This is a genomic window from Mycolicibacter senuensis (assembly GCF_003284925.1).
Classification (GTDB): Bacteria; Actinomycetota; Actinomycetes; order Mycobacteriales; family Mycobacteriaceae; genus Mycobacterium; species Mycobacterium algericum_A.
Genome location: NZ_QMEX01000109.1, coordinates 1 through 12488, shown reverse-complemented (window position 1 = coordinate 12488; position 12488 = coordinate 1). Strand labels below are relative to the sequence as shown.

Annotated in this window: 13 protein-coding genes; 8 read left to right on the top strand and 5 right to left on the bottom strand. The window is 69.7% G+C overall.

Features of this window, described 5'->3' with window-relative positions; translation table 11 throughout:
• Positions 1–126 precede the first annotated feature (126 nt).
• Complete coding sequence (locus DQP56_RS18650; protein WP_112687919.1) at positions 127–633, top strand: polyadenylate-specific 3'-exoribonuclease AS; 507 nt, start codon at positions 127–129, stop codon at positions 631–633.
• 184 nt (positions 634–817) lie between these two features.
• On the top strand, positions 818–2203 hold the full coding sequence (locus DQP56_RS18645) for a class II 3-deoxy-7-phosphoheptulonate synthase (RefSeq protein WP_112687917.1): 1386 nt from the start codon (positions 818–820) through the stop codon (positions 2201–2203).
• Between the two features lie 84 nt (positions 2204–2287).
• Here the strand turns inward: DQP56_RS18645 and DQP56_RS18640 are convergent, their stop codons facing one another.
• The gene (locus DQP56_RS18640) at positions 2288–3442 is read right to left on the bottom strand and encodes a protein kinase domain-containing protein (RefSeq protein ID WP_112687915.1); all 1155 of its coding nucleotides are present in this window, start codon (positions 3440–3442) and stop codon (positions 2288–2290) included.
• 52 nt (positions 3443–3494) lie between these two features.
• On the opposite strand from DQP56_RS18640, the gene DQP56_RS18635 reads away from it, so the two are divergent.
• A complete protein-coding gene (locus tag DQP56_RS18635; RefSeq protein ID WP_165825073.1) occupies positions 3495–3899 on the top strand; it encodes an Rv2175c family DNA-binding protein in 405 nt (134 codons plus the stop codon).
• Between the two features lie 2 nt (positions 3900–3901).
• On the opposite strand, the gene DQP56_RS18630 is transcribed toward DQP56_RS18635, so the two are convergent.
• Positions 3902–5416, bottom strand: a complete 1515-nt coding sequence (locus DQP56_RS18630; protein WP_112687913.1) for an alpha-(1->6)-mannopyranosyltransferase A — start codon at positions 5414–5416, stop codon at positions 3902–3904.
• A gap of 15 nt (positions 5417–5431) precedes the next feature.
• The gene (idsA2, locus tag DQP56_RS18625) at positions 5432–6526 is read right to left on the bottom strand and encodes a bifunctional (2E,6E)-farnesyl/geranyl diphosphate synthase (protein ID WP_112687911.1); all 1095 of its coding nucleotides are present in this window, start codon (positions 6524–6526) and stop codon (positions 5432–5434) included.
• A 267-nt stretch (positions 6527–6793) separates the two neighbouring features.
• On the opposite strand from idsA2, the gene DQP56_RS18620 reads away from it, so the two are divergent.
• Complete coding sequence (locus DQP56_RS18620) at positions 6794–7699, top strand: mycobacterial-type methylenetetrahydrofolate reductase (protein WP_112687923.1); 906 nt, start codon at positions 6794–6796, stop codon at positions 7697–7699.
• 13 nt (positions 7700–7712) lie between these two features.
• Here DQP56_RS18620 and DQP56_RS18615 read toward each other — a convergent pair whose 3' ends face one another.
• Together DQP56_RS18615 and DQP56_RS18610 are read right to left on the bottom strand one after the other, a co-directional pair.
• Complete coding sequence (locus tag DQP56_RS18615; protein WP_435673883.1) at positions 7713–8333, bottom strand: LppM family (lipo)protein; 621 nt, start codon at positions 8331–8333, stop codon at positions 7713–7715.
• A 98-nt stretch (positions 8334–8431) separates the two neighbouring features.
• Positions 8432–9055, bottom strand: a complete 624-nt coding sequence (locus DQP56_RS18610) for a GNAT family N-acetyltransferase (protein ID WP_112687907.1) — start codon at positions 9053–9055, stop codon at positions 8432–8434.
• 225 nt (positions 9056–9280) lie between these two features.
• Between DQP56_RS18610 and DQP56_RS18605 the strand changes: the two genes are divergently transcribed.
• The 4 genes from DQP56_RS18605 to ftsL all read left to right on the top strand — a co-directional run.
• On the top strand, positions 9281–9682 hold the full coding sequence (locus DQP56_RS18605) for an SCO2097 family morphological protein (protein WP_112687905.1): 402 nt from the start codon (positions 9281–9283) through the stop codon (positions 9680–9682).
• A 289-nt stretch (positions 9683–9971) separates the two neighbouring features.
• A complete protein-coding gene (gene mraZ / locus DQP56_RS18600; protein ID WP_013828670.1) occupies positions 9972–10403 on the top strand; it encodes a division/cell wall cluster transcriptional repressor MraZ in 432 nt (143 codons plus the stop codon).
• The gene (rsmH, locus tag DQP56_RS18595) at positions 10378–11565 is read left to right on the top strand and encodes a 16S rRNA (cytosine(1402)-N(4))-methyltransferase RsmH (protein WP_112687903.1); all 1188 of its coding nucleotides are present in this window, start codon (positions 10378–10380) and stop codon (positions 11563–11565) included. Before mraZ ends, rsmH begins: the two co-directional genes overlap by 26 nt.
• The coding region (gene ftsL, locus DQP56_RS18590; protein ID WP_435673882.1) for a cell division protein FtsL at positions 11562–12488 on the top strand (927 nt) is incomplete at its 3' end. The genes rsmH and ftsL, both read left to right, overlap by 4 nt.

The following is a 12488-nucleotide window of genomic DNA, read 5'->3' as shown; positions in this document are numbered from 1 at the left end:
CGCCGGCCGGGCGGTCTGCGCCCAATCGCGCGGTCGCCGACGCGGCTGCGCCCACAATGCCCTTTTCCACGCCGCTTCCGGCCCATCGGCTACAGCGCCCCGGCGGCCCCGGGAGATGAGCGGGAGGTGAGATATTTCTACGACACAGAGTTCATCGAGGACGGCCGCACCATCGAGCTGATCTCGATCGGCGTGGTCGCCGAGGACGGGCGGGAATATTACGCGGTCTCCACCGAATTCGATCCGGGCCGGGCCGGTCCGTGGGTCCGCACCCACGTGCTGCCCAAGCTGCCCTCCCCGGCATCCCCGGCGTGGCGATCACGGCGCCGGATCCGCGACGATCTCGAGGAGTTCTTCGCAGTCGACGACGGCGAGCCGATCGAGCTATGGGCCTGGGTGGCGGCTTACGACCACGTGGTGTTGTGCCAGCTGTGGGGCACGATGCCCGACCTGCCGCCGTCGATCCCGCACTTCACCCACGAGTTGCGTCAACTCTGGGAGGACCGGGGCCGGCCGCGGCTGCCACCGCGGTCGGCAGGCAGCCATGACGCGCTGGTGGACGCCCGCGACCAGTTGCGACGCTTCCAGGTGATCACGGCCAACGACGATGCGGGGCGCGGAGCGGGCCGTTGAGGAGTTGGCCCGTCGGCACGGCCAACGACGATGCGGGGCGCGGAGCGGGCCGTTGAGGAGTTGGCCCGTCGGCACGGCCAACGACGATGCGGGGCGCGGAGCGGGCCGTTGAGGAGTTGGCCCGTCGGCAGCGCCACCGAACAGGCCTGATCAGCGCGGGTCGTTCCCCGGCTACCATGGTCGGGTGAACTGGACCGTTGATGTACCGATCGACCAGCTGCCGGCGCTGCCGCCGCTGCCCGCGGACCTGCGTGAGCGCCTTGATGCCGCGCTGGCCCGCCCGGCTGTTCAGCAGCCGAGTTGGCCCGCCGACCAGGCCAAGGCAATGCGCACGGTGCTCGAGAGTGTCCCGCCGATCACGGTGGCGTCCGAGATCGTCCGGCTCAAGGGGCTGCTGGCCGAGGTCGCCCGCGGGGAGGCCTTCCTGCTGCAGGGCGGCGACTGCGCCGAGACCTTCGCCGACAACACCGAGCCGCACATCAAGGGCAACATCCGCACCCTGCTGCAGATGGCGGTGGTGCTCACCTACGGGGCATCCACGCCGGTGGTCAAGTTGGCCCGCATCGCGGGCCAGTACGCCAAGCCCCGCTCGGCCGACATCGACGCACTCGGGCTGAAGTCCTACCGCGGTGACATGGTCAACGGATTCGCCCCGGACGCCGCCGTGCGTGAACACGACCCCTCCCGATTGGTGCGGGCCTACGCCAACGCCAGCGCGGCGATGAACCTGGTGCGGGCGCTGACCTCCTCGGGGCTGGCGTCGCTGGAACTGGTGCACGACTGGAACCGGGAGTTCGTCCGTACCTCGCCGGCCGGTGCGCGCTATGAGGCGCTGGCCAGGGAGATCGATCGCGGCCTGCGGTTCATGAGCGCCTGCGGGGTCGCCGACCGGGAACTGCAGACCGCCGAGATCTACGCCAGCCACGAGGCACTGGTGCTCGACTACGAGCGCGCCATGCTGCGAATGGCCGACATCGAGGGCGAACCGAAGCTCTATGACCTGTCGGCGCACTACGTGTGGATCGGTGAGCGGACCCGCCAGCTCGACGGCGCACATGTCGGCCTGGCCGAGGTGATCGCCAACCCGATCGGCATCAAGCTGGGGCCCACCACCTCCCCGGAGCTGGCCGTCGAGTACGTCGAACGGCTCGACCCCAACAATGAGCCGGGCCGGCTCACCCTGGTCAGCCGGATGGGCAACTCCAAGGTGCGCGATCTGCTGCCGGGGATCATCGAGAAGGTGCAGGCCACCGGTCACCAGGTGATCTGGCAGTGCGACCCGATGCACGGCAACACCCATGAGGCTTCCACCGGTCACAAGACCCGGCACTTCGACCGGATCGTCGACGAGGTACAGGGGTTCTTCGAGGTGCATAACGCGCTGGGCACCCACCCCGGCGGCATCCACCTGGAGTTCACCGGCCAGGACGTCACCGAGTGTCTCGGTGGCGCGCAAGCCATTTCGGATGCGGACTTGGGCGGGCGCTACGAGACCGCGTGCGACCCGCGGCTGAACACCCAGCAGAGCCTGGAGTTGGCCTTCCTGGTCGCCGAGATGCTGCGCGGCTGATTTCATTCACCGCGAGCAGACGTGAAAGCCCCTTGACGCCCCGGTTTTAGGGCGCTTTGGTGTCTGCTCGGCGAAGGGATCGGCCTACAGCAGTGCGCCGACGTTGTTGCCCAGCGTCCACCCCACCGCAGCCACCAGCCCGGTGAGGGCGAACACCACGGTCAGCCAGATCACCACCATCCGGCGCGCGTGCTGACGTTGCAGCACGAACTGACTCAGTTCGATTCCGGCGAATTGCCCCGTCACCACCTGGCATTGGGTGTCGGTGTCGGCTGTCCAATCCTGCGGGCCACGCGTCATGTGCAGCGTCGGCCGCTGCCTCGGCGCCGAGCTGTGCTGGGCGGACTGGCGCGGGGCCGGAACCCGAAACGCCGGCAGCCCCAACCGTTCGGCGATCGCCGCGACGTCCCTGGCCATCTCAAGGCCGTCGGCGTAGCGGTCAGCCGGCTCGCGTGCGGTGGCGCGTGCCACCAACTCGTCGAATTCCCTGGGCACCCCCTCGATGGCGGCGCTGGGCGGCGGAACGTCGTGATCGAGCCGCTGGTAGGCCACGGTCAGCGGGGAGTCACCGGCGAACGGTGTGCGACCGGTCAGCAGCTCATAGGTCAGGATGCCGGCTCCGTAGACGTCGCTGGCCGGCCCGGCATTGCCGTCGCGGACCTGCTCGGGTGACAGGTAGGCCGCGGTGCCCAGAATCACGTTGGTCGAGGTGATCCCGGCCGCCGCGAGGGCGCGAACCAGCCCGAAGTCGACCACCTTCACCTCGCCGTCGTCGGAGATCAGGATGTTCTCCGGCTTGACGTCGCGGTGCACCAGGCCGGCGCGGTGCGCGATACCCAGCGCCCCCAGCACCGGGCGCAACACCGCGACGACGGCATGCGGCGGCATCGGGCCGCGTTCGTTGAGCAGTTCGCGCAGCGTCCCGCCCTCGACGAGTTCCATGATCAGAAACGGCTGGCCGGGGTCGTGCGGCGTGCCGAACCCCTGGTCGTAGACGGCGACCAGAGCCGGGTCCTTGAGGCGGGCGACCGCCCGCGCCTCGAGCTGAAATCGGGTGAGGAACTGCTGGTCGCCGGCGTAGCGCAGATCCATCACCTTGCACGCGACCGGGCGGTCCAATCGTTCGTCGAGACCGCGATACACCGTGGAGGTGCCGCCGGTGGCGATCCGGGTGCCGACGCGATACCGGCCGTCCAGCAGGGCGCCCTCGAGTGCGTCTGGGCCCCACGCTGCGGTCACATGGTCATGGTATGCGGGTGGGCCGCCGATCCGGCGGTTCTAGACTCGTGTGGTGAGCAGCATCCCGGCCGCCGAAGACATCCTGGAACCCGACGAACCGATGTTCGACCTGCCGACGGTCGCCGAAATGCTCGGCGTGCCGGTCACCAAAGTGCATCAGTACCTGCGCGACAACCATCTGCTCGCGGTGCGGCGCGGCGGTGCGCTGGTGGTGCCGCAGGTGTTCTTCACCGCGGCCGGGGACGTCGTGAAGAGCCTGCCGGGTTTGCTGGCGGTGCTTCACGACGGCGGCTACCAGCAGACCGACATCGTGCGCTGGCTGTTCACCCACGACCCGTCGCTGTCGCTGACCCGCGACGGTGCGCGCGAGTCGGTCGCCAACGTCCGCCCGATCGACGCGCTGCACGCCCATCAGGCCCGTGAGGTGATGCGCCGGGCGCAGGCCATGGCGTACTGAGCTCAGCCGGCCGGTGACGGGACTTCCGGGGCGGTTTTCGACAGTCGGTACCAGGCGAACACGGCGCAACCGGTCGCGCCGATCACGTGCAGCCACGAGTACATGCCATGCGAGCCGTCGGGTTTGAAGATCACCATGATCCAGGTCGAGGCCGCCGCGATCGCCGCGATCGCCGTCGGTGAGCGGACCACGGTGGCTGCCGCCGCCAGCGGCCAGGTGTAGTACCAGGGCAGCGCCGCCGGCACGAACAGCACCACGACCAGCATGCCCCAGGCGATCCCCGTCACCGCCGCCCGGTCGTCGTGGCGCGACCGCCACCACAGCACCGGGAGCACCACCGCGATCACCACGATCCCGCTGATCCGCGTGATGTGCAGTGCGGCATAGAAATTGATCGGCGCGACCAGTCCGCCGACGGCGTGGACGAGGTTGGCCGCGGCGGTCGGCACGGTGAGCCAGTTGATGATCTTGACGTTGCCGGCCAGCAGCGCGGTCAGCCAACCCAGGCCCACACCGGCCAGCGCCGACAGCGCCGCGAAGGCGGCGACGACGATCGCCGCGGAGATGGTCGCCGCCGCCGCGAACGCCTTCGCCGCCGGGTAGCCGCGTCGTTGCTGTAGCCGGCGCATCCACACCCACACCAGAAACGGCAACGCGATCACCGCGGTGGCCTTGACCGCGGCGGCCAGGGCCACCAGGCCGATGCCCGCCAGCGGCCGGCCCTGCAGCGTCAGCGCGATCCCGGCGACCATCAGGCCCACCATCAGCATCTCGTTGTGGACGCCGCCCATCAGGTGGATGATCACCAGCGGGTTGAGCACCGCCAGGTACAGAGCCGCCGGGGCGCTGCCGCCGACCCGGCGGGCGACTTGCGGTGCGGCCCAGATCAACAGCGCCAAACCGGGCAGCATGCACAACCGCAACAGCATGGTGCCGACCACCACGTTGTTGCCCACCAGGATGGTGACGAGTTTGGCGACCAGGATGAACGCCGGGCCGTAAGGTGCCGTCGTCGCCGCCCAGATCGGGCTGACGTCGTCGAGCAGCGGGTTGGGGTTCTCGACCGGACCCACCTGGTAGGGATCCAAACCGTCTCGCAGCAGTGCGCCCTGGGCCAGATAGGAGTAGGTGTCGCGGCTGAACACCGGAACCGACAGCAGCAGCGGCGCCAGCCAGAACCCGGTGGTGGCAATCAGCGTGTATTCGGTTGCGGCGCCGTCGATCACCCGCCGGCCCAGGCCGAACCAGGCCAACAGCATCACCGCGACACCGGTCCACAGCAGCACCGACGACAACACCAGCCCGTGACCGAACCGCAGCCAGGACAGATGCACCGACTCCAGCACCGGGTCCTGGATCCGGGTGCTGCCGGCGCCCAGGCCGCCCACCGTGATCAGCATCGCGCCCGCGCACCCCAGCCACGCCGCTGCGGCCTGCTCGCTGGTGGCGAACTCGCGCAGCCGGGTCAGCGGCCGGGTCGGGCCCGCCGGAACCGTCGATGTGCTGGGGATGGACATGGCGCTGGGGGCTCCTCAGGCGGACCGGTCGGCGACCAGTCGGGCCAGGTCGGTCAGTCCGGTCTTGGCGGCCTCGTCGATCGGGGCGGCCGCCAGCGCCGTCATGGCCCGGCGGGTCAGGCTGTCGATACGGTCCTCGACGGCGGCGAGCGCGCCCACCGCCTCGATCAGGCCGCACAATTCGCGGACCTGCGCGTCGGTCAACGCGGTGCCGAGCGATGCGCGCAACCGTTCAGCGGCCGCCGTATCCGACTTGTCGGCCAACTCGACGGCCTCGGCCACCAGCACGGTCCGTTTGCCCGAGCGCAGGTCGTCCCCGGACGGCTTGCCGGTCACGGCGGGGTCGCCGAACACGCCCAACACATCGTCGCGCAGCTGGAAGGCCACCCCGAGATCGGTGCCGACCTCGTGAAACAGCGTCTGGATGTCGGGCCGGTCGGCGGCGGCCGCAACCCCCAGTTGCAGCGGCCGCACCACCGTGTAGGAGGCGGTCTTATAGGTGTTGACCGTCATCGCCGCCGCGATCGACTCGTCACCGCTGGCCTCGGCGACGATGTCGAGGTACTGCCCGCCCAGCACCTCGGTGCGGATGTCCGACCAGACCCGCCGCACCCGGCGTTGCGCATCCGCCGGCAGGCCGGCTCCGGCGACGATGTCATCGGCCCACACCAGCGCCAGGTCGCCGAGCAGAATGGCGGCCGAGATCCCGAATTGATCGGCCGGTCCCCGCCACCCGCGGGCGCGGTGCAGATCGGCGAACTTGTGGTGGGTGGTGGGGCTGCCCCGCCGGGTCGCCGAGGCATCGATCACGTCGTCGTGCACCAGCGCGCAGGCATGCAGCAGTTCCAGCGCCGAGAACAGCAGCAGCTCGTCGTCGACGGCGTCCCGGCCGGTGATGGCCCGCCAGCCCCAGTAGGCGAACGCCGGACGGAGCCGCTTGCCGCCGCCGAGGACAAACTCTTCCAGGCCGGCGATCAGCCCCTGGTAGTCCTCGCCCATGTAGGCGGTGTCGGTGCGGCGGGTGCGCAGGTAGGAGCGCAGCTGCTCGGTTACCGCACCGGCCAGTTCGACGGCCGACGGTGCGGTTGCTGCTGTTGCCTTGAAGCTCAGCTCGGCGCCCCTTCCTCACTCGGCCGGCCCGGGACCCCCGGCGTGCGTTCAGCGTAGAGTGTGCCACCACGCCCGGGGGGAGCCTCAGACCGGCGGCGACGTCGCGGTGGGGTCACACCGATTGCCCGCCGGCACCGGTCGCTTCGATAGGCTCGGGGCATTGCGTCCGTGTCGGCCGCAATGCCGCTGCTGCTTCTGGCGAAGCGAGCCGGCGAAGCCGGCCCGCGGACCCGCCCCATGGCAACCGCCTTCGATCAGGAGCAACCCGTGACCTTGAACACCGTCGCACTCGAGCTTGTCCCGCCGAACTTGGATCGTGGGCCGGAGCAGGCCCACGAGAAGGCCTGCGAGGATGCCGACAAGGTCCGGCGGTTTGCCGCCGAGTCCGGTATCGAGGGCCGCATCCGGCACATCCTGATGCCCGCGATGATCGCCGAGGACGACGACCGGCCCGTGGAGATGAAGCCCAAGCTCGACGTGCTGGACTTCTGGAAGACCATCGGCCCGCAGTTGCCGGGCATGGCCGGGCTGTGCACCCAGGTAACCGCGTTCTCCGACGAAGCCGCGCTGCGTGGGCGGCTCGACGATCTGACCGGGGCCGGTATCGAGGGCGTCGTGTTCGTCGGCGTGCCGCGCACCATGGCCGACGGTGAGGGCTCCGGGGTGCCGCCCACCGACGCGCTGGCGACTTTTCGCGCCGATGTTGCCAACCGCGGCGCCATCCTGATCCCGACCCGCGCCGACGAGATCGGCCGGTTCGATTTCAAGTGCGACCGGGGTGCCACGTTCGGGCTGACCCAGCTGCTGTACTCCGATGCGATCGTGTCGTTCTTGACCGAGTTCGCCCAGCACAGCGACGCGCGCCCGGAGATCTTGCTGTCCTTCGGCTTCGTGCCGACGTTCGAGAACCGGGTCGGCCTGATCAACTGGCTGATCCAGGATCCCGGCAACGCTGCGGTCGCGGCCGAGCAGGCCTTCGTCAGGACCCTCGCCGACAGCGAGCCCGAGCAGCGCCGCAAGCTGATGCTCGACCTGTACAAGCGGGTCATCGATGGTGTCGCCGACCTGGGCTTTCCCTTGAGCATCCACCTCGAGGCGACTTACGGGGTGTCCGCCGCCGCGTTCACCACCTTCGCCCAGATGCTCGACTACTGGTCGCCGGCGGTTCGCTGAGCCGGCTCGGCGCTCAGGCCGCGTCGTCGTGCGGGGCGCTGAAGCGCGGTGAGCGGTCGCGGCCGCCCCAGGCGATCAGCGCCACCGCTGCGGCCACGGCGAACGTCGACAACACCAGCCACATGGCGGCACGGGCGAACGATCGGGTGCTGGGGTCGGTGTAATGAGCCTGTGCGCTCATGGTGCTGACCACGCCCGGCTTGAGTCGCCACTGCACTGTGTCGTCGCCGAGTCGCTCGCCGTTGGTCGAGGTCACCTCACCGGGGAACGCCACGCTCAACTCGACGTCGGCCGTCGGGTCGCTCAGCGAGGTGAGGTCCACCCGGCCCTCCAGGATCACCAGGTTCCCGGCGCGGCGCAGCGCCAGGTTCACCCCGGCCGCGTCGCGGTTCATCTCGGCCAGCTGCGGCAGTTCGGCGAAGGTCAGGTCGGAGAACACCGCCTGCGAGCCGACGTAGCCGTCGCGGTTGTAGCTGGTGATCGCGATCTTCTGCGCGAACGGCACGTCGGCGCTGAGCTTGGGTCCGGTGTCGTTGTCGTTGCGGGGTTTGGCCGCCGCGATGATCTGTCCGGAGACCTGGTCGTTGGGGGAGACGGTGATGGTGGCCTTGACGCGCACACACCCCACCATCATGGGCGCCGTGATCAGCGCCAGCCCTACCAGTGCCAGCAGTCGACGGTATGCGGTGAACCGCCGGAAAGTCGGTAGCGAGCGCCGAACATGCACGGACGTCATCGTGCCAGACCGGCGGGCCGGTCGGCCGACGACGCGGCGGTTGGCTGCTCCAGCGGCAGCGCTCGGCCCAGGATGGCGAACGGCCGCGGATCGCCGGCGAAGTGGTGCCCGCGGATGACGTCGGTGAAGCCCAGCCGGCGGTAGAGCCGCCAGGCGCGGTTGCCTTCGCCGCTGATCTCCGGGGTGGAGAGCAGCACGTTGGCCTCGGCCCGTCCGGTCAGCAGCCGCCGCGCCAGCGCCTCGCCCAAGCCGCTGCCCTGTGAACGCGGCAGCACGTGCAACTCGGTCAGCTCGAAGTAGCTGGTCGTCAGCTGCTGGATGTCGGCGCGGGGGATGCCGCGGCGGTGCAGACCCGCCACCACCTGCTGCTGCCACCACTGGTCGGGGGCACCGCAGTAGCCATAAGCGATTCCCAGCAGTTCGGCGCCGCCCCCGGTAGCCCCGTCGTGCAGGGCGGCCACCGCTCGCCAGCCACGGCGGCGGGTGTGATCCAGCCACATCGAGGCCCGTTGGTTCTCGGTGCCGGGCGGGTAGCCCATCGCGGTGACGTATACGCGCAGTGCCTCGCTGAGCCGTTCCGCCATGTCGCGCGGCGACAGGTCGATGAGCAAGGTCGCCAACGGTTCCTCTCCCGGTCGATGGTTTGGGCACGCGCACCCATTATCGGAGCTCCGGTTCCCGGACGTCGGGCGGTTACGGATCGGCATCGCCGGACCGCGGCTACAATCGGCTGACGAAGCCTGTGGTACACCACAGGCCGACCTCGTATTATCAGTGTTAGTTGCCCGCACAGTCCGTAGCCAGCCGCGGGCAGTGATGTGACCGGCCGTCGGCAAGGAGGGACGATGCCACTCTCCGATCATGAACAGCGAATGCTCGACGAGATCGAGAGCGCCCTCTACGCGGAGGACCCCAAGTTCGCGTCCAGCGTCCGGGGTGGTGCCCTGCGCACTCCGACTACGCGGCGGCGGGTGCAGGGCATGGCAATGTTCCTGACCGGGCTGGTGATGCTGGTCTCCGGTATTCCGTTCTATTCGACCGTCAACCCCGGCTTCCTGATCTTGAGCGTGGTCGGTTTCGTGGTGATGTTCGGCGGCGTGGTGTTCGCCATCACCGGAAACCACACGACCGTGGTCGGCGACGGCGTAACCAAGACGGGCGGGAGCCAGCAGCGCCGGGTCAAGGGCGGCAGCGGTACGTTCGCCAGTCGCATGGAAGACCGGTTCCGCCGTCGTTTCGAGCCGTAGCGCGGCACGTGTGATGTGACAGGGGCAGCCGATCGGCTGCCCCTTTTTCGTGTGCGTACCCCAGCGCTCGGGCGCGGTCGGCACCGCCCGGTTCCCCACTTTGCCCCACCTGGATTCTGCCGGCGTGACCTGGTGGATTCCTGCCCCGGCTTGCTGATTTTGTCGCGGTAGAGCCGATCAACTCTCGGTTCAGTGGGGAAAGGGGGCGAAGTCGGCCCAATAAATGGTGCGGAGTGGGGGATTGTGGGGTATTGTGGGCTAACGTTGTCGACGTGGCGGGAGGTGGCCGGTGTTCCTCGGCACCTATACGCCCAAGCTCGACGACAAGGGGCGGCTGACACTGCCCGCGAAGTTTCGCGACGCGCTGGCAGGAGGTTTGATGGTCACCAAGAGCCAGGACTACAGCCTGGCCGTGTACCCGCGGGCCGAGTTCGAGCAGCTCGCCCGCCGCGCGGCCAAGGCGTCGCGCAGCAATCCCGAAGCGCGGGCATTCCTGCGCAACCTGGCCGCCGCCACCGACGAACAGCATCCCGACGGGCAGGGCCGGATCACCTTGTCACCCGACCACCGCCGCTACGCCAACCTCTCCAAGGACTGCGTGGTCATCGGATCGGTCGACTACCTCGAGATCTGGGACGCGCAGGCGTGGAGCGACTACCAGCAGACCCATGAAGAGAACTTCTCCGCGGCCAGCGATGAAGCCCTCAGCGACATCATCTGAGGCGCGCGCCCGTGCCTCGTGGCCTCTGTCCGAACCGACCCTGACGTACTTCCCCAACGTCAGGTTCGCGCCGTCGGGCAGGGACCTCGAGGCAGGGGCGATCCCCGGACGAGCGCCGGCATGGCGAGGCCAACATCGGAGGGGAGGTGTGGCGGTGGCCGAGCAGGGCGAATTCGGGCATGTGCCGGTACTGCTGGAGCGTTGCGTGGAACTGCTGGCCCCGGCGCTGACCCGGGAATCACCCGACGGCCGTGGCGCCATTCTCGTCGACGCCACCCTCGGGGCCGGCGGCCATACCGAACGGTTCCTGAGCCAGTTCCCCGGCCTGCGGGTCATCGGCCTCGACCGGGACACCACCGCGCTTGAGATCGCCGGTACCCGGTTGGACCGGTTCGCTGATCGGCTGCGCACGGTCCGGACCCGCTACGACGCGATCGGCGCAGCGCTGACCGAAGTGGGTTTGGCCCCAACAAGTTCGGTCGACGGGGTGCTGTTCGATCTCGGCGTCTCGTCGATGCAGCTCGACCGGGCGGAGCGGGGCTTCTCCTACGCCCAGGACGCCCCGCTGGACATGCGGATGGACCCCGAGGCCGAGCTGACGGCCGCGGAGATCGTCAACACCTACGACGCGGCCGCGCTGACCGACATCCTGCGCCGTTTCGGCGAGGAGCGCTTCGCGTCGCGCATCGCCGCCCATATCGTCCGCCGACGGTCGCAGACACCGTTCACCTCGACAGGGGAGCTGACAGCGCTGCTCTACGAGGCGATTCCGGCGCCTTCCCGACGCACCGGGGGGCATCCGGCCAAGCGGACGTTCCAGGCACTGCGCATCGCGGTCAACGGCGAACTGGAGTCGCTGCGCAGCGCCCTCCCGGCCGCCCTGGACGCGTTGGCGGTGGGCGGGCGCATCGCGGTGATGTCCTATCAGTCACTGGAGGATCGGATCGTCAAGCAGCTGTTCGCCGCGGTGACCACGTCGCGCACGCCGGTCGATCTGCCAGTCGAATTGCCCGGTGACAGACCGAGATTCACGGCGTTGACGCGGGGCGCCGAGCGTGCCCAACCGGATGAGGTCGCGCGCAACCCGAGAGCGGGATCGGTCCGGTTGCGGGCCGTGCAGCGCGTTGCGGCCGGGCCGGCTTCGACAGCGAGGGGGGATTGATGGCGACCAACCGCAAACCTGCGGCCAGGCAGGGCGATCGCCGCCGCGGCCCCGAGGGTGCCACCCGCACCGGGCCGCGGCGTTCGAGTGAGGCGCCGCAGTCACGGCGCGCTCGTCGGCAACACGGGACCTCGCCCGCCCCGGGGCGTGAATCGCGGCCGCGGTCGGGGCCGCAGAACGCGGTGCTCTCACGCACCGATGCCCGGCCGGTGCCGCCGAAGAACACCAAGCAGGCCAAGGCGCGTGCAAAGGCGCGAAAGGCCAAGGCTCCCAAAGTAGTGCGCGTACCGCTGCGGGAACGCCTGATCACGCGGCTGGCATCGATCGACCTGCGGCCGCGCACCTTGGCGGCCAAAGTCCCGTTCGTGGTGTTGATCATCGGTTCGCTCGGTGTCGGGCTGGGCATCACGCTGTGGCTGTCGACCGATGCCGCCGAGCGCTCCTATCAGCTGGGCAACATCCGGGAGCGCAACCGGGTGCTGCTGCAGCAGAAGGAGGCGCTCGAGCGTGACGTGCTCACCGCCGAGTCGGCGCCGGCGCTGGCCGAGGCGGCTCGCGAACTGGGCATGATCCCGACCCGCGACACCGCCCATCTGGTCCAGGACCCGGCCGGCAACTGGGTGGTCGTCGGCCAACCGAAACCGGCCGAGGGTGTGCCGCCGCCACCCCTGAACACCAAGCTGCCCGACGAGAAACCGGCGACCCCGCCGGCCGAGGTTCCGGTGCGGGTGCCGCCCGCCGGGCCGAAGCTGGACAGCCGGCATCTGCCCACCCCGGTCGCGCCGGCGCCCGCCGTTCCCGGTGCGCCGCTGATCATCCCGGGGCTGCCGGGAATGCCCGGCCTGCCCGGTGCTCCGCTGTCCGGGCCGCCGCCGGGTCCCGCGCTCGAGATCCCGCCCGTCGCACTGCCGCCGGATGTCGCG

What these genes read in the sequence shown, in the direction of transcription:
- DQP56_RS18630 (WP_112687913.1), bottom strand. Translation starts at nt 5,416, where the DNA reads ATGTCCATCCCCAGCACATCGACGGTTCCGGCGGGCCCGACCCGGCCG.
- DQP56_RS18615 (WP_435673883.1), bottom strand. Translation starts at nt 8,333, where the DNA reads ATGATGGTGGGGTGTGTGCGCGTCAAGGCCACCATCACCGTCTCCCCC.
- DQP56_RS18605 (WP_112687905.1), top strand. Translation starts at nt 9,281, where the DNA reads ATGCCACTCTCCGATCATGAACAGCGAATGCTCGACGAGATCGAGAGC.
- rsmH (WP_112687903.1), top strand. Translation starts at nt 10,378, where the DNA reads ATGAAGCCCTCAGCGACATCATCTGAGGCGCGCGCCCGTGCCTCGTGG.